17 protein-coding genes are annotated in these 16590 nt (G+C 69.1%); 15 read left to right on the top strand and 2 right to left on the bottom strand.

The genetic code is table 11. The features are described 5' to 3' along the window. Complete coding sequence (thiS, locus tag TBR22_RS19425; RefSeq protein ID WP_239489486.1) at positions 1-201, bottom strand: sulfur carrier protein ThiS; 201 nt, start codon at positions 199-201, stop codon at positions 1-3. A 148-nt stretch (positions 202-349) separates the two neighbouring features. On the opposite strand from thiS, the gene TBR22_RS19420 reads away from it, so the two are divergent. Further along, the gene (locus TBR22_RS19420; protein ID WP_239489485.1) at positions 350-961 is read left to right on the top strand and encodes a cupin domain-containing protein; all 612 of its coding nucleotides are present in this window, start codon (positions 350-352) and stop codon (positions 959-961) included. A gap of 47 nt (positions 962-1008) precedes the next feature. Here TBR22_RS19420 and TBR22_RS19415 read toward each other — a convergent pair whose 3' ends face one another. Beyond that, positions 1009-2586, bottom strand: a complete 1578-nt coding sequence (locus TBR22_RS19415) for a glycosyltransferase (RefSeq protein ID WP_239489484.1) — start codon at positions 2584-2586, stop codon at positions 1009-1011. A 491-nt stretch (positions 2587-3077) separates the two neighbouring features. On the opposite strand from TBR22_RS19415, the gene TBR22_RS19410 reads away from it, so the two are divergent. The 14 genes from TBR22_RS19410 to rfbB are packed head-to-tail and all read left to right on the top strand — an operon-like array spanning position 3078 to position 16512. Continuing rightward, positions 3078-3440, top strand: a complete 363-nt coding sequence (locus TBR22_RS19410) for an NADH-quinone oxidoreductase subunit A (RefSeq protein WP_239489483.1) — start codon at positions 3078-3080, stop codon at positions 3438-3440. A gap of 44 nt (positions 3441-3484) precedes the next feature. Next, complete coding sequence (locus TBR22_RS19405; RefSeq protein WP_239489482.1) at positions 3485-3961, top strand: NADH-quinone oxidoreductase subunit B; 477 nt, start codon at positions 3485-3487, stop codon at positions 3959-3961. 4 nt (positions 3962-3965) lie between these two features. Continuing rightward, positions 3966-4559, top strand: a complete 594-nt coding sequence (locus TBR22_RS19400) for an NADH-quinone oxidoreductase subunit C (RefSeq protein ID WP_239489481.1) — start codon at positions 3966-3968, stop codon at positions 4557-4559. Then, on the top strand, positions 4556-5161 hold the full coding sequence (locus TBR22_RS19395) for an SIS domain-containing protein (RefSeq protein WP_239489480.1): 606 nt from the start codon (positions 4556-4558) through the stop codon (positions 5159-5161). Before TBR22_RS19400 ends, TBR22_RS19395 begins: the two co-directional genes overlap by 4 nt. Before the next feature lie 15 nt (positions 5162-5176). After that, complete coding sequence (nuoD, locus tag TBR22_RS19390; RefSeq protein ID WP_239489479.1) at positions 5177-6358, top strand: NADH dehydrogenase (quinone) subunit D; 1182 nt, start codon at positions 5177-5179, stop codon at positions 6356-6358. After that, complete coding sequence (nuoE, locus tag TBR22_RS19385; protein ID WP_239489478.1) at positions 6355-6960, top strand: NADH-quinone oxidoreductase subunit NuoE; 606 nt, start codon at positions 6355-6357, stop codon at positions 6958-6960. Before nuoD ends, nuoE begins: the two co-directional genes overlap by 4 nt. A gap of 3 nt (positions 6961-6963) precedes the next feature. Next, complete coding sequence (gene nuoF / locus TBR22_RS19380) at positions 6964-8268, top strand: NADH-quinone oxidoreductase subunit NuoF (RefSeq protein ID WP_239489477.1); 1305 nt, start codon at positions 6964-6966, stop codon at positions 8266-8268. Between the two features lie 21 nt (positions 8269-8289). Next, positions 8290-9324 carry an NADH-quinone oxidoreductase subunit NuoH gene (nuoH, locus tag TBR22_RS19375; RefSeq protein ID WP_370651539.1) on the top strand — a complete coding sequence of 345 codons (1035 nt, stop codon included), beginning with the start codon at positions 8290-8292 and terminating at the stop codon, positions 9322-9324. Between the two features lie 5 nt (positions 9325-9329). Then, positions 9330-9845 carry an NADH-quinone oxidoreductase subunit J gene (locus tag TBR22_RS19370; protein ID WP_239489475.1) on the top strand — a complete coding sequence of 172 codons (516 nt, stop codon included), beginning with the start codon at positions 9330-9332 and terminating at the stop codon, positions 9843-9845. 16 nt (positions 9846-9861) lie between these two features. Further along, the gene (gene nuoK / locus TBR22_RS19365) at positions 9862-10164 is read left to right on the top strand and encodes an NADH-quinone oxidoreductase subunit NuoK (RefSeq protein ID WP_239489474.1); all 303 of its coding nucleotides are present in this window, start codon (positions 9862-9864) and stop codon (positions 10162-10164) included. Between the two features lie 14 nt (positions 10165-10178). Beyond that, positions 10179-12359: an NADH-quinone oxidoreductase subunit L gene (nuoL, locus tag TBR22_RS19360; protein ID WP_239489473.1), complete on the top strand. Its 2181-nt coding sequence runs from the start codon at positions 10179-10181 to the stop codon at positions 12357-12359. After that, positions 12356-13963 carry an NADH-quinone oxidoreductase subunit M gene (locus TBR22_RS19355; RefSeq protein WP_239489472.1) on the top strand — a complete coding sequence of 536 codons (1608 nt, stop codon included), beginning with the start codon at positions 12356-12358 and terminating at the stop codon, positions 13961-13963. The genes nuoL and TBR22_RS19355 overlap by 4 nt, the downstream gene beginning before the upstream one ends. After that, the gene (locus tag TBR22_RS19350; protein WP_239489471.1) at positions 13963-15396 is read left to right on the top strand and encodes an NADH-quinone oxidoreductase subunit N; all 1434 of its coding nucleotides are present in this window, start codon (positions 13963-13965) and stop codon (positions 15394-15396) included. Before TBR22_RS19355 ends, TBR22_RS19350 begins: the two co-directional genes overlap by 1 nt. A gap of 54 nt (positions 15397-15450) precedes the next feature. Next, the gene (gene rfbB, locus TBR22_RS19345; RefSeq protein WP_239489470.1) at positions 15451-16512 is read left to right on the top strand and encodes a dTDP-glucose 4,6-dehydratase; all 1062 of its coding nucleotides are present in this window, start codon (positions 15451-15453) and stop codon (positions 16510-16512) included. The last annotated feature ends 78 nt before the right edge of the window (positions 16513-16590 follow it).

Raw genomic sequence — 16590 nt, 5'->3', positions numbered from 1 at the left:
CTAGCCCCCACCCACGAAATTGACGACTTCGACCGCGTCGCCCTCCCGAATCACGGTCTCGGCGTAGGCGGCTTTCCTGACGACGAGTTCGTTGAGTTCGACGGCGACGCGTCGCGGGTCGATGTCGAGCCGCGAGAGCAGCGCGTCGACGGTGAGCGGTTCGGGGAGTTCGTGGCGTTCGCCGTTGAGCTGGATGGTCACGGGCGGATGGAGGAGCACCGGGCCAGGACGCGCGCCGGGCACACCTGCGAGGATAGCAACATCGCCCGGCTCCGTGTCGCGTGTTCGCCGCGATCATGGTGATTGACCGGCGGGGCCATCCCTCGTAGCCTCGGTCATCCTGCCCGGCATGCCCCACCCCGACGAGGCCTTCCTGCACCTGGAGAACCGCCACACAGGCGAGCGGCTGGCGTTGCGCCGATTGCGCCGCGGTGACCATGAGTGGCTCGAACTGCGGGGCACGCTGCCACCGCGCAGCGAGGGGCCGCCGCTGCACGTGCATCACGCCGAGGACGAGGAGGGGCGCGTGCTCGCCGGCACGCTGTCGGTCCTGCTGGATGGACGCACCTTCACTGTCCCGGCCGGCGGGCAGGCCCGATTGCCGCGCGGCGCCGCCCACCGGTGGTGGAATGCGGGCGATCAACTCCTGCGCTTCGAGGGCGTGGTCACGCCGATCGTCGACCTCGACCGCTACCTGCAGGCGATGTTCGAGGTACTCAACGCCAGCCCGGCCGGAAGGCCGTCGCCCTTCTATCTCGCGCATGCCGCGCTGCGGCACGCCAGGACGCAGCAGGTGCTGGTGATGGCGCCGTGCCTGCAGCCGGTGCTCTTCCGCGTCATCGTCGCGGTGGGGACCGTCCTCGGGCGGTACCGGGGGAGCGACTGGCCCGGCTGCCCGGCCCGGTGCACCGGGGCGCCGACCGTCGAGATCACCGGGACTGACGCCTCGTCCTCCCCGTGACCCGAGTCGTCGGAGTCCGGGACGCGGGCGCTGGCCCGTCTTGCGCGTCAGGGGCCTGAGCTGGTCGAGCCGCTTTCAAGGATGTCGACATCGACGTCGAACGGCGCGACGAGCGCACGGGCCCAGCGGCTCGTGTCGGGATGCAGGTGAGCCGGGGCATCGGCCGGCCACCGGTCGGGCACCGGCTGCGCGGCGGCCCAGGTCAGCGCTGCCTCGTAGTCGCGGTGCATGCGTGGCAGCGTGTGGCGCGCCTCCCACCAGCCGCGGGCGTTGTGGCCCAGCGACGCGCGGAGGTCGGCGTCGATCACCAGGCGCCGAAGGGCCCGGACGAGCATGTCCTGCTCGTCCTGCAGGTCCACCGAGACGGCGACGGCCCGGGTCGGCGACGGCGGCTGGAACACTGCCGCGGCGTCGGTCCGGTCGTGCTTGAGCGTCCAGTGCCGCGGGTCGAGCGTCGGCACGTCGGCGGTCGACAGCTGGTCGGGCACGATGGTCGGCTTGCCGGCCGCCAGGCAGCGGAGCCACGACGCGGAGGTCTCGCGCGCCGTGGGCCAGCGCAGGCAGAGGCACACGTCGGCTCCGCGCAACTCGGCCGCCAGTCGGTCGTCGTCCACGTAGCCGGTCACCTCGAGCAGGTCGCGCGTGCCGGTCCGGGCCACGTCCTGCCAGAGCGCATAGTGCTCGCCGATCTCGCCCACCAGCCGCAGCCGCACCGCCGGCAGGTCCGCCCTCAACACCTGCAGGGCGCGCAGGATCGGCAGGATGCGCTTTTCGGGCGTGATCACGCCGAAGGCAGCCACGACCACATCACTATCGGCCTTCGGTAGGCTCTCTGAGCCCTGAGTCCTGAGCCCTGAGCCTGCCTCGGCCTTCGTCATGCGGCCGTCGGCCTTCGGCAGGCTCTCTGAGCCCTGAGCCCCGAGCCCTGAGCCATTCAGCGTGCTCTCTGAGCCCTGAGCCCTGGGCCCTGAGCCCGCGTCCCTGGGTTCCGAGCCTGCCCACGGGTCCGGCACCCCCATCGACACCGCCCGGATGGGCGTACCGGGGAACTCTTCGGCCAGCGCCTGCCGCAACGGTTCCCCATGCACGACGACCGCCCGCGCGCCACACATCACCGTCCGGAGCATCGGCCACAGGTAGTAGGGCGACCCCTCCAGGCCGGCGACCACGAAGTCGGCGACCCGTGGGTCGACGCCGGGATGGTTGAAGCGGAACTCGGCGCGGTAGTCGTCGTCTCGCCGGTCACTCAAGAGGGCGTGGGCACGCGCGTGGTGGAGCGCGGCGTCGTGCAGCACGACCAGCCCGGGCCACCGGAGCAGGTAGGGCCACTGGTAGCGATGGCAGGCGGCATTGCCCATCTGGTAGACGATGAGGTCGTACGGCTGGCGCTCCTGGGCGACGGGGAAGTCGTAGGCGCGGAGGAGGGGCAACCCGAGCGGCCCTTCCAGCGGGACGGTCAGTGGGCCCCGGCCGGCGTGCAGGTGCCCGCCGGCGGCTTGCCAGACCCGATCCTCGACGTACAGGTCGATGGCGTGGTGGCCGGCGAGTCCCTGCAGGACATCGAGGCTGTAGGCCGCGATCCCCGAGTGCACCGGGGGCAGGGGCGAGAACCAGGCGAGGCGCACGACAGCACAGTACTGTACTCGGGCGGCTCGAGGGTGGAGGCTCGAGGCTCCCGGCGCACGTCAGGCCCAAGGCCCAAGGCCCAAGGCCCAAGGCCCAAGGCTCGAGGCTCAGGGCTCTGAGAGCATCGAGAGAGCGGCGCGTTGGGCTCGGCGGGCATGGCGACGGACTCTGGGCCCGGCCCCCATTGCCGCGATGCCAGCGCTCCGGGCCTCCTGGTGCCCGCTGCCCGGTGCCCGCCGCCCGGTACCCGGTGCCCGCTGGCCGGTGCCCGGAGTCTGCGTGCGGTTCCCGACTCCCGACTCCCGACTCCCGACTCCCGGAATGCATTGCAGATGAGTGCGTAAGCGGGCTAGCATCTACGGGATCGAGCCCCGCCTGCGGCAGGCGCCGGCGGGACCGACAGCGGGGGCGCGCGTGATGGGCACGCACGGCCACGCTTGCGCGACTTTTCACAAGCGCCACCTCCGCCGCGGCGCGGCGACCTACACGCATGGACGGCTGGGTTCCGATTCTGCTGCTGATGGCCTTCGGCTTCTCCTTCGCCGCGGGCAACGTCTTCCTGTCGCAGTACCTCGGGCCGCGCAACCCGACGGCCGAGAAGCTGGCGCCCTACGAGTGCGGCATGCCGCCGGTGGGTGACGCTCGCGAGCGCATGTCGGTGCGGTTCTACCTCGTGGCGATGATCTTCCTGCTGTTCGACATCGAGGTGGCGTTCCTCTATCCCTGGGCCGTGGCCCTGCGCGAACTGCAGTGGACCGGGTTCGTGCAGATCCTCGTCTTCTTCCTGATCCTGATCACCGGCTATGTCTACGTGTGGCGCAAGGGCGCCCTCGACTGGAACACGCGGGACTGACCGTCCCGCCCCGGTGTCGAAAGAGCTGACGGACTGCTGCAGTCATGGCTGATATCGAAATTCCCGTTCTCACGACCACGGTCGACAAGCTGGTGGGCTGGGCCCGCCGCTCGGCCATCTGGCCGGTGGCGTTCGGCCTGGCCTGCTGCGCCATCGAGATGATGGCCATGGCCGCCAATCGCTACGACGTGGCGCGCTTCGGCGCCGAGGTGTTCCGCGGCTCGCCGCGACAGGCCGACCTGATGATCGTCGCCGGCCGGCTGTCGCGGAAGATGGCCCCGGCGCTCCGGCGCGTCTACGACCAGATGCCCGAGCCCAAGTGGGTCATCTCCATGGGGGCCTGCGCGTCGGTCGGCGGGGTGTTCGACAACTACGCCATCGTGCAGGGGGTCGATCAGGTGGTGCCGGTCGACGTCTTCGTGCCCGGCTGCCCGCCGCGGCCCGAATCCCTGATCTACGGCATCGTCCAACTGCAGCGGAAGATGGCCCGGTCGCGCCAGCCGCTGGTCAACTTCGGCTGATCGCATGGACTTCGCAACGCGACTGGATGCCCTCCGGCAGGCCCTGCCGGACGTGACCATCGAAGAGGTGCCCGCGCCGGACCAGCCGGCGATCGTGGTGCCGGCCGCCGACATCGAGCGCGTCGCCCGGCAGCTGCGCGAGCACCCGGCGCTGCAGTTCCAGGCGCTGGCCGAGTGCACCGCCGCCGACTTCTGGCCCCGTGAGCCGCGCTTCGAGGTGGTCTACCACTTCGTGTCCATGGGGCCGGAGGCCCTGGGCGCGGGCGTGCCCCCGGCGCAGCGGCTCCGCGTCAAGGTGCGCGTCGGCGGCGAGACGCCGAGCGTGCCGACCATCGTGCGCATCTACCCGAACGCCAACTGGTACGAGCGCGAGGTGTTCGACCTGTTCGGGGTGGCCTTCGAAGGCCACCCGGACCTGCGGCGCCTGCTGATGCCCGAGGACTGGGAGGGGCACCCGGCGCGCAAGGACTACCCGGTGCAGATCCACAAGGCCGTCGACATCGGCGAGGCCATCCAGGTCACCGAAGAGGAGTTCGTGCGCAACATCGAGCGGCAGCGGCGCGCTGCCAGCGCGAGCGCCGGATTCAACGTGCAGTGACCGACCCGGCCGAAGCCCGCGGCGTCGCGGCGATCGAGGCGGCGGCCGACGCGCACCGCCGCGCCGCGGCGGTGCTCGGGCCGGTAGTGGCGCGGACCGCCTCGCAGGTCGCGGCAGTGCTCGCCGCCGGAGGGAAGGTCCTCGCGTGTGGCAATGGCGGCAGTGCGGCCGAGTGCCAGCACTTCGCCGCGGAACTCACCGGACGCTTCCGTCGCGAGCGGGCCGCATGGCCGGCGATGGCGCTCACGGTGGACACGAGCGCGCTGACCGCGGTCGGCAACGATTACGGCTTCGACCGGATCTTCGCCCGGCAGGTCGAGGCGTTCGGGCGGCCCGGCGACGTGCTGCTGGCCATCTCCACGAGCGGGCGGTCGCCCAACGTGGTGGCGGCGGCCCGGGCCGGCCGGGCGCGCGGACTGCACGTGGTGGCGCTCACGGGGGCGAACCCCGGCCCGCTCGGCGCGGAGGCCGACGAGGTGATTGCGGTGCCGGAGTCCGACACCGCCCGCGTGCAGGAAGTGCACCTGACGGTGCTGCACGCGGTATGTGACGAAGTGGAACGCGCGCTGGCCGGCGAGTCCGGTCAGCGCCTTGAGCCCTGAGCCCGAAGCCCGTATATGGCTGAAATCCGCACCGAAACGATGACGGTCAACATGGGGCCGCAGCATCCCGCCACGCACGGCGTGCTGCGCCTCGTCGTCGAGCTCGACGGCGAGCAGATCGTGAGCGCCCAGCCCACGATCGGCTACCTGCACACCGGGATCGAGAAGACGGCCGAGCAGAAGAAGTGGCAGCAGATCGTCCCGCTCGTCGAGCGCATGGACTACCTCGGGCCACACTCCAACGCGCTGGCCTACGTGCTCGCCGTCGAGAAGCTGCTCGGCGTGGAGGTGCCCGAGCGCGTGCAGAACATCCGCGTGCTGATCGCGGAGCTGCAGCGCATCATGAGCCACCTGGTGTGGCTCGGCACCCACGGGATGGAGATCGGCGCGATCACGATGATGATGTACTGCTTCCGCGAGCGGGAGCTGCTGCTCAACATCAACGAGATGCTCGCCGGATTCCGGCTGTTCCCGAGCTACATCCGCGTCGGCGGCCTCCGCGAGGACCTGCCGCACGGCTTCCACCAGGCCGTCACTGCCTTCCTCGACCGCTTCCCCGCGAAGATGGACGAGTACGAGGGCATGCTCACCAAGAACTCGATCTGGATCGGCCGCACCAAGGGCGTCGGCATCCTGACCAAGCAGGACGTGCTCGACTGGGGCCTGCTCGGGCCGATCGCGCGCGGCTCCGGCGTCAAGTACGACGTGCGCAAGGTCTTCCCGTACCTGACCTACGCGACCTACGACTTCGACGTCCCGACCAGCGAGGTGGGCGACGTCTACGCGCGCTACCAGGTGCGCTGCGCCGAGATGCGCGAGAGCTGGAAGATCTGCAAGCAGGCGATCGCGCGCATCACCCCGACCGGCGAGTGGGGCGTCGACGACCCGCGCATCGTGCCGCCGCCCAAGGACAAGGTCTACTCGGAGATGGAAGCGCTCATCCAGCACTTCCTGATCTACTCGCAGGGCTTCACCGTGCCGGCCGGCGACGCCTACGTGCCGATCGAGGGCCCGCGCGGCGAGCAGGGCTTCTACGTCGTGTCCGACGGCACCAACCGGCCGGTGCGCGTCAAGTCGCGCCCGCCGACGTTCCTGGCGCTGCAGGCGCTGCCCAAGCTGATCGCCGGCGGCCTCATCGCGGACGTCATCGCGGTGATCGGCTCGGTTGACGTCGTGATGGGAGATTCGGATCGATGAGTTTCCACCCGCAGATGCCCTACGGCGAGGGCTGGCACAAGAGCGAACGCTTCATCCCCGAGGAGGGGCCCGCGTTCGCGTTCACGCCGGAGCACCGCGCACAGCTCGAGGAGCTCTGCACCCACTACCCGCCGGAGCGCCGCAAGTCGGCGATCATCTCGGCGCTGTACATGGTGCAGGCGCAGCAGGGGCACGTCACCCTCAACGCCATGCGCCACGTCGCCGAGGTGATCGGCTGCACGACGGCCGAGGTCGAGGACGTCGTCACCTACTACGTGATGTTCTTCACCAGGCCGGTGGGCAAGTACGTCCTGCAGGTGTGCCGCACGCTGTCGTGCGCCCTCAACGGCGCCGAGAAGGTGACCGCGGCCCTCTGCAAGCACCTGCACGTGCAGCCCAACGAGACCACCGCCGATGGCCTGTTCACGGTGATGGAGTTCGAGTGCCTCGGGGCGTGCGATCGCGCGCCCGTGATCATGGTGAACAACGAGCACTGGCACGAGTGCCAGCAGCCCGAGGACGTCCCGGCCCTCATCGAGGGCCTGCGGACCCGGGGCCTCGCGGCCCTCTCCGGGTGCCACCTCGTGAAGGAGCGTACCTAGGCCATGCCCACGTTCGAACCGGTCCTGACCAAGTACGTCGACGAGCCGAACGGCTACACGCTCGACTTCTACGTGCAGCACGGCGGCTACCAGGCCCTGCGCACCGCCCTCGGCATGGCGCCCGACGCGATCGTCGACAGCGTCAAGAAGTCGGGCCTGCGCGGCCGCGGCGGCGCAGGCTTCCCGACCGGCCTGAAGTGGTCCTTCGTGCCCAAGGACAACCCCAAGCCGAAGTACCTGTGCGTCAACGCCGACGAGAGCGAGCCGGGCACGTTCAAGGATCACGTGCTGATGGAGCGCAACCCGCACCTGCTGTTCGAGGGGTGCGTGATCGCCTGCCGCGCCATCGGCGCCAGGACCTGCTACATCTACATCCGCGGCGAGTTCTACCACGTGCAGAAGCAGATGGAGGCCGAACTCGCCAAGGCGCGCGCGGCCGGCTACGTGGGCAAGAACATCCTCGGCTCCGGCGAGGACTGCGACATCTGGATCCATCGCGGCGCCGGCGCGTACGAGGCCGGCGAGGAGACCGCGCTCATCGAGTCACTCGAGGGCAAGCGCGCGCAGCCCCGCCTCAAGCCGCCCTTCCCGGCCGTCGTCGGCCTCTACGGCTGCCCGACGGTGGTCAACAACGTCGAGACGATCTGCAACGTGCCCCTGATCATCGAGAAGGGCCACGAGTGGTTCGCCTCGATCGGGCCCGAGAAGAACACCGGGCCGAAGCTGTTCTGCATCAGCGGCCACGTGAAGAAGCCCGGCGTCTACGAGGCGCCGATGGACACGACGCTCCGGCAGCTGATCTACGACTACGCCGGCGGCATGCGCCACGACCGGCAGATCAAGGCCGTGATCCCCGGCGGCTCCTCCACGCCCGTGCTGCTGCCCGACAAGCTCGACACGCACCTGAGCTTCGACGGGATGGTCGCCGCCGGCTCGATGCTCGGCTCGGCGGCCGTCATCGTCATGGACGAGACGACCAGCATGGTGTGGGCGGCCAAGAATCTGATCCACTTCTACAAGCACGAGTCGTGCGGCAAGTGCACGCCGTGCCGCGAGGGCGTGGACTGGCTGTACAAGATCCTCGACAAGATCGAGCGCGGCGACGGCGAGCCGCGCGACGTCGAGCTGCTGCTCAGCGTGTGCGACAACATCGGCGGCAAGACGCTGTGCCCGTTCGGCGATGCCGAGATCGCGCCCGTGCTGAGCACCATCCAGCACTTCCGGGCCGAGTACGAGGCCTACATCACGACGGGCGAGTCGCCCGTGACGAGCGACTTCCGCGCGGCCGAGCCCGTCGGCGCGCACTAGCGAGAAGAGTCCGTGCCGACGATCACTCCCAGTCTCGTCTTCCAGATCTCGCTCATCGGCGTGGTCTTCTTCGCGCTGCAGATCTCCGCAGCGGTGCTCGTGTACTTCGAGCGCAAGATCTCCGGCTGGGCCCAGCAGCGCGTCGGCCCCAACCGGACGGGGCCCCTGGGCCTCCTCCAGCCGCTTGCCGACATCGTCAAGCTGATCTTCAAGGAGGAGCTCCGTCCGGTCGCCGCCGACAAGTGGCTGTTCTACCTGGCGCCGATCCTCTCGGCGACGACGGCCTTCGCGGCATTCGCCGTGATCCCGTTCGGCCCGCCGACGACGTTCTTCGGGCTGCTGGAGAAGCCGGTGCCGCTGCAGGTGGCCGACCTGAACGTGGCGGTGCTCGTGGTGTTCGCCATCACCTCGATGGGCATCTACGGCATCGTGCTGGCCGGCTGGGCCTCCAACAGCAAGTACTCGCTGCTCGGCGGCCTGCGCAGCTCGGCGCAGATGGTCAGCTACGAGCTCGCCTACGGCATGTCGCTGGCGTCGGTCCTGGTGATCGCCAACACGCTGTCGCTGCGCGAGATCGTCGACGCGCAGGCCGGGGTGTGGTGGCTGTTCAACGCCATCCCGGTGCCGCGCTGGTACGTGTTCCTCGCGCCGGTCGGCTTCTTCATCTTCTTCGTGGCCGGCATCGCCGAGACCAACCGCGCGCCGTTCGACTTCCCTGAAGCGGAGCAGGAACTGGTCGCCGGCTACCACACCGAGTACAGCTCGATGTCGTTCGCGCTGTTCTTCCTGGCCGAGTACGTGAACATGGTGGTGGTGTGCGGCGTCGCCACGAGCCTGTTCCTGGGCGGCTTCTACATGCCCGGCCTGCCCGACTGGCTGGGGCCGCTGTGGTTCATCGGCAAGCTCGCCTTCCTGCTGTTCTTCTACATCTGGATGCGCTGGACGCTCCCGCGCTACCGCTACGACCAGCTGATGGACTTCGGCTGGAAGCGCCTGCTGCCGCTCTCGATCGTCAACCTGCTGGTGACGGCCGCCGGCGTCCTCTACTGGAGCTGAGACCCGTGGCCCCCTGGCTCTTCTACCTGTTCGCCGCCATCTCGCTGATCTGCTCGCTCGGGGTCATCGGGCAGCGCAATCCGATGTACAGCGTGCTGCTGCTCATCGGGTCGTTCATCTCGCTGGCCGGCCTCTACGTGGGCCTCGACTCGCCGTTCGTCGCGGTCACCCAGATCGTCGTGTACGCCGGCGCCATCATGGTGCTGTTCCTCTTCGTGGTGATGCTGCTCAACGCGCCGCGGGAGGACGTCGCCCCGGGCGCCCAGCTGCCGATTCCCGGCGGCGTCAAGGCGTTCGGCGCGGTGCTCGCGCTCGGCATGGGCACGATGCTGGTGTGGGCGCTCAGCCGGCTCGGGGCGGTGCCCTTCGTCAACGACCCGCAGGCCGCTGCGCGGGTCGCCTCGGTCCGCGACATCGGCGTCATGCTGTTCCGCGACCACGCCTTCGCGTTCGAGGTCACCTCGATCCTCATCCTCGTCGCCATGGTCGGCGCCGTGGTGCTGGCCAAGAAGACCGTCTAGGCCCGGACATCCGCCGATGATCACGCTCAATCACTACCTGCTTCTCTCCGCGCTGCTGTTCAGCATCGGGACCGCCGGCATCTTCCTGCGGCGCAACCTGATCACGCTGCTGCTGTCGGTGGAGATCATGCTCAACGCCGTGAACCTGACGTTCGTGGCGCTCGGGCGCTTCAACGGGTCGGTCGAGGGCCAGATCATCACGTTCTTCGTGATGACCGTGGCGGCGGCAGAGGCCGCCGTCGGCCTGGCGATCGTCATCGCCCTGTTCCGGCACCGGGAGACGCTCACGCCCGATGCCTTCACCTCCCTGAAGTGGTAGGGCGACAAGACGCGATGCTCCTGTTCATCATCCTCGCCCCGTTCATCGGGTTCCTGATCAACGCGTTCCTCGGCCGGAAGCTCCCCAAGGCCGTGTCGGGCGGCGTCGCCGTCGCGGCGCTGCTGGCGTCGTTCGGCCTGTCGCTGGCCGCGGCGGCGCAGATCTTCGGCGCCCCGGCCGACCAGCGCGTCCTCGAGCAGACGGTCTTCACGTGGATGTCGTCGGGCGACTTCACCGTCCCCTTCGCGCTGCGCCTCGACCCGCTCTCGACCGTGATGATCCTGGTCATCACCGGCATCGGCTCGCTGATCCACATCTACTCGACCAGCTACATGCACGAGGAGCGCGACGGCGAGTACGCGCGCTACTTCTCGTACCTGAACCTGTTCGTCGCGTTCATGCTCACGCTGGTGCTCGGCGCCAGCTTCCCGATCATGTTCGTGGGCTGGGAGGGCGTCGGCCTCTGCTCCTACCTGCTCATCGGCTTCTGGTTCTCCAAGAAGTCGGCCACCGATGCCGGCAAGAAGGCGTTCATCGTCAACCGCATCGGTGACTTCGCCTTCATCCTCGGCATGTTCGGCGCGTTCGTCACCTTCGGCACCCTCGACTTCACGGCCATCGCGCAGAAGGTCGCGACGATGCCCGTCGAGCTCACCTGGGGCGTGCTGTCGATCACGACGCTGCTGTTCTTCATCGGCGCCACCGGCAAGTCGGCGCAGATTCCGCTGTACGTCTGGCTGCCCGACGCCATGGAGGGGCCGACGCCGGTCTCTGCCCTCATCCACGCGGCGACGATGGTGACCGCGGGCGTGTACATGATCGGCCGCAACGCCGAGCTGTTCGCGCACGCGCCGCACACGATGCAGGTGGTGGCGGTGATCGGCGCGCTGACTGCGCTGATGGCCGGCACGATCGGCCTGGTGCAGAACGACATCAAGCGCGTGCTCGCGTACTCGACGGTGTCGCAGCTCGGGTACATGTTCCTGGCGATGGGCGTCGGCGCCTTCTCGGCCGGCGTCTTCCACCTCTACACGCACGCGTTCTTCAAGGCCCTGATGTTCCTCGGCTCCGGCTCGGTCATCCATGCGATGGCCGGCGAGCAGGACATGCGGAAGATGGGCGGGCTGAAGAAGTACATGCCGATCACCTACTGGACGTTCGTGATCGGCGCGGCGGCCATCGCCGGCGTGCCCGGCCTGGCCGGGTTCTTCAGCAAGGACGAAATCCTGTTCCAGGCCTACTACACGGGCCACACCGGCCTGTGGGCCATCGGCGCCCTCACGGGCCTGCTGACGGCCTGCTACATGTTCCGCCTCATCTTCATGACGTTCCACGGCAAGGAGCGGTTCGAGGTGGCGGGCCACGACGGCCATGACGCCCACCCCTCGACTCCGCTCGGGGCGAGCGCGGCACACGGCCACGACGCGCATGGGCACGGGCACGACACCCACGCCGCGCACGATGACCACTCGCATGGGCACGGCCACCACGGCGCGCCGCACGAGTCGCCGTGGGCGATGGCCGGGCCGCTGGTGCTGCTGGCGCTCGGTTCGGTCGCGGCTGGCTACGTCGGCGTGCCGCACGCGCTCGGCGGCAGCAACGCCATCGAGACCTTCCTGCACCCGGCCTTCCATCCGGCGGCTGCGGCGCACGGCCCGGCCGTCGCTGGCGGCGATCACGGGGCGCCGGCCGGCGACCACGCGATGCCGGCGATGGACCACGGCGCGCCTGCCGTGGCTGACGGTGGCCACGAGGCCCCGGCCAGCGAGCACGGCGCGGCAGCGGAACACGCCGATCCCGCCAAGACGCAGACCGAGCTCACGCTCATGGGCGTGTCCACGGTGCTGGCCTTCGTCGGCATCGGCCTGGCGGCATTCTTCTTCCTGCAGCGGCCCGAGGCGGCCGACGGCGCGGCGCGCAGCCTGGCGCCCCTCCACCGCCTCCTGTTGAACAAGTACTACGTGGACGAGATCTACGACGCGGCGATCGTGCACCCGCTGCGTGATGGGTCTTCCTCCGTGCTCTGGAAGACGGTCGACGCCAGGATCATCGACGGCGCCGTCAACGGCACGGGTCATCTGGTGCGCGAGTCGGCCGGCGCGTTGCGCCTGCTGCAGACCGGCTCGGTGCGCGTCTACGCGGCGTCGCTCTTCACGGGCGCGCTGCTGGTCCTGGGGTACTTCCTCGCGCGATGACCTTCCCGCTCCTCACCCTCACCGTCTTCGCGCCGCTCATCGGCGCGCTCCTGCTGCTCGCCCTGCCCAACAAGGACGGCGAGCGGAACGGCCTGGTGCGCAACGTCGCGCTCGCCATCTCGCTGGTGGTGTTCGTGCTGACCCTCGCGGTCTGGCGCGCCTTCGACCCCGTCTCGGCCGACTTCCAGCTCGTCGAGCGGGTGGCGTGGATTCCCGCGTTCGGCATCGACTACCACCTGGGCGTCGACGGCATCAGCCTGTGGCTGGTCGTCCTGACCGGGTTCCTGACGCCCCTCGCCCTGCTGTCCTCGTGGCACGGCGTGGAGAAGAAGGTGAAGGAGTTCTCCTTCTTCATCCTGGCGCTCGAGACCGGCATGCTCGGCGTGTTCCTGTCGCTGGACCTGTTCCTCTTCTACATCTTCTGGGACGCGATGCTCATTCCGATGTACTTCCTCATCGGGATCTGGGGCTACGACCAGCGGGTGTACGCGGCGGTCAAGTTCATCCTCTACACGATGGCGGGCAGCGTCCTGATGCTCATCGCCATCATCGGCCTGGCGGTGATCCACGCCCAGGCGACGGGGCAGTACAGCTTCAACGTGCTGCAGCTGTACCAGCTCTCGCTCGACCCGCGGACGCAGCTCTGGTTCTTCCTCGCCTTCGCGCTCGCCTTCGCGATCAAGGTGCCGCTGTTCCCGTTCCACACGTGGCTGCCCGACGCGCACGTGCAGGCGCCGACCGCCGGCTCGGTGATCCTGGCCGGCGTGCTCCTGAAGATGGGCACCTACGGCCTGATCCGTTTCGCGTTCCCGCTGTTCCCCGACGCGGCGCTGCAGGTGGCGCCCTGGATCGGCACCCTGGCGGTGATCGGCATCGTCTACGGCGCGCTGGTCGCGATGGTGCAGCCCGACATGAAGAAGCTGGTGGCCTACTCCTCGGTGAGCCACATGGGCGTGATCGTGCTCGGCATCTGCGCGGCCAACGTCCAGGGCCTCGAGGGCGCCATCTACCAGATGCTCAACCACGGCATCAGCACCGGCGGCCTGTTCCTCATCGTCGGCATGCTCTCGGACCGGCGCCACACCCGCCAGATCGCCGAGTACGGCGGCCTGAAGCACGTCACGCCGAAGCTGGTCGCCGCGTTCCTGATCGTCACGCTCTCGTCGATCGGCATGCCCGGCCTCAACGGCTTCATCGGCGAGTTCCTGTCGCTGCTCGGTGGCTACCGCTGGCGCCCGGCCCTGGCCGCCGTCGCCGCCACCGGCGTGATCCTCTCGGCCGTGTACATGCTGTGGATGTTCCAGCGCGTGAACTACGGGCCGCTCACCAACCCCAAGAACAAGGACCTGCACGACCTCGAGCCGCGTGAGTGGGCCGCCCTCGGACCGATTCTGGTGCTCGCCATCGTCATGGGCGTGTTCCCGAACGTGTTCCTGGCGCCGATGGCGCCCTCGGTCGACCGGCTGGTGCAGCGCCTGCACGCGCAACGGCCCGCCCTCGCCGGGGCCGTGCCCCTCACCACGCCGCGGCCCGTTCCGGCCGCGAGCGGCCCGCTCGCCGAGCGGAGCCTCCCCTCAGTGATCTCGGAGCAGGCAGCCCGATGATGACCGACCTGCAAGCCATCATGCCGACCCTCATCGTCACGCTCACCGCGATCGTGACGATGGTGGCCGAGTCGTTCCAGCCGAAGGGCGAGAAGGTGCCGCTGGGCGGCTTGGGCCTGATCGGGCTCACCGGCGCCGCCATCGCCTCGATGCTGCTGTGGGGCCGCGACCTCACCGGCTTCGGCGTCATGCGCGCCGACAACTTCGCGCTGTTCCTGAACGTCACGCTGTGCGCGATCGGCATCCTGACGATCCTGTTCTCGACGTCGGTCGTCGAGCGGGAACGCATCCCGGCCGGCGAGTACTTCACGCTGATGCTCTTCGGCATCTCCGGGATGATGCTGATGGCCGGCGCCAGCGACCTGCTGGTGATCTTCCTCGCCCTCGAGGTGATGTCGCTGTCGGTGTACGTGCTGACCGGCATCCGCCGCAGCAGCGAGGCCGGCGCCGAGGCGTCGTTCAAGTACTTCATCCTCGGGGCGTTCTCGAGCGCGTTCTTCCTGTACGGCGTCGCGTTCACCTACGGTGTCGTCGGCAGCACCCGCCTCGAGCAGGTCGCCGCGACCCTGGCCAGCCAGGTCAACGCGCCGAGCGTGATGGTGATCCTCGCCCTCGCGCTGCTGCTGGTCGGCTTCGCGTTCAAGGTGTCGGCCGTACCGTTCCACATGTGGACGCCCGACGCCTACGAGGGCGCGCCCACCCTGGTCACCGGCTTCATGTCCACCGGCGTCAAGGCCGCCGCCTTCGCCGCCTTCATCCGCGTGTTCCTGTCGGCCTTCGAGCCGATGCACGCCGAGTGGGCCCCGATCGTCTCGGCGCTGGCCGTCGCGACGATGGTGCTCGGCACGACGGTCGGCGTGGCGCAGGGCAACGTCAAGCGCATGCTGGCGTACTCGAGCATCGCGCACGGTGGCTACCTGCTGGTCGGCCTCATCGCCGCCAACTCGGTCGGCAAGGCCGGCATGCTGTTCTACCTGGCCTCGTACGGGATCACCAACGTCGCGGCCTTCGGCGTGATGGCCCTGTTGTCGACCGAGGACCACCCGCACGACAACGTGCGCGACTTCGCGGGCCTGTGGCACCGCCGTCCCGGCATGGCGGCGGTCATGACCATCTTCCTGCTGTCGCTCGGCGGCCTGCCGCCGACGGCCGGGTTCGTGGCCAAGTGGTACGTGTTCGCCGCGGCCGTGCAGGAGGGCTACTACGCCCTGGCGATCATCGGCGTGCTCACGAGCGTCATCTCGGTGTACTTCTACCTGCGCATCGTGGTGCTCATGTACATGTCCGACGAGGTCGCCATCGACCCGGCGCCCGCGGTGCCGCGCAGCGCCGTGGCCGGCCTGGCCATCGCGACGCTGGCCATCTTCTACCTCGGTGTCGTCCCGACCCGCGTGATCAACCTCGCGGTGCAGAGCGTGCAGGGACTGTTCTAGCGACCTTCGGCCGCTAGACCAGTCCAATTTGGAAGTTCAAGTTTCAAATTCTCGATGGCCACGATCCTTGTGACCGGCGGCGCCGGCTTCATCGGCGCCAACTTCGTGCACTACTGGCTCGCGCGCCGCGAGGGGCGGGTCGTCAACCTCGACAAGCTGACGTACGCGGGCAACCCGGAGAACCTGGCGGTACTCGAGGGCAACCCGCGGCACGAACTGGTGCGCGGCGACATCGGCGATCGTGCCGTGGTGTCGCGCCTGTTGCGTGAGCACCAGCCGGTGGCCGTCGTCAACTTCGCGGCCGAGAGCCACGTCGATCGTTCCATCCACGGCCCCGCCGCCTTCGTCGAGACCAACCTGGTCGGCACCTTCGCGCTGATCGACGAGGTCAAGGCCTACTGGGCCTCGCTCGACGGCGACGCCCGCCACGCGTTCCGCTTCCTGCACGTCTCGACCGACGAGGTCTACGGCTCGCTGGGCGCCGACGATCCGGCGTTCTCCGAGACGACGCCGTACGCGCCCAACAGCCCGTACTCGGCCTCCAAGGCCGGGTCCGATCACCTCGTGCGCGCGTACCACCACACCTACGGCCTGCCGACGCTCACGACCAACTGCTCCAACAACTACGGGCCGTACCAGTTTCCCGAGAAGCTGATCCCGCTGATCATCCACAACGCCCTGGCGGGCAAGCCGCTGCCGGTCTACGGCGACGGCAAGAACGTGCGCGACTGGTTGTACGTGGAGGATCACTGCTCGGCGATCGTGCGCGTGCTCGACGCCGGTCGGGTGGGGGAGACCTACAACGTCGGCGGCAACAGCGAGCGGCAGAACATCGCCGTCGTCCACACGCTGTGCGGCATCCTCGACGAGCTGCAGCCGCGTCCCGACGGCCGGTACTCGGACCTGATCACCTACGTGCGCGATCGTCCCGGTCACGACCGGCGCTACGCGATCGACCCGACGAAGATCCGCACCGAACTGGCCTGGGAGCCCTCGCACACCTTCGAGGCCGGGATGCGCCAGACGGTCCAGTGGTACCTCGACCACCAGGACTGGGTGCTGCACGTGACCAGCGGCTCCTACCGCGAGTGGGTCACCGCGCACTACGGCGCCTGAGCCAGTCGACGCGCGCCGCACGCATCGCTCGCCGTGACGGGCGCCCCACTCTTGCCGGGCGGCGGGTCCCACGCCGCC

Source organism: Luteitalea sp. TBR-22 (assembly GCF_016865485.1).
Classification (GTDB): domain Bacteria; phylum Acidobacteriota; class Vicinamibacteria; order Vicinamibacterales; family Vicinamibacteraceae; genus Luteitalea.
Note: the sequence above shows the minus strand (reverse complement) of the source record. Positions and strands in the feature narration are given on the sequence as shown.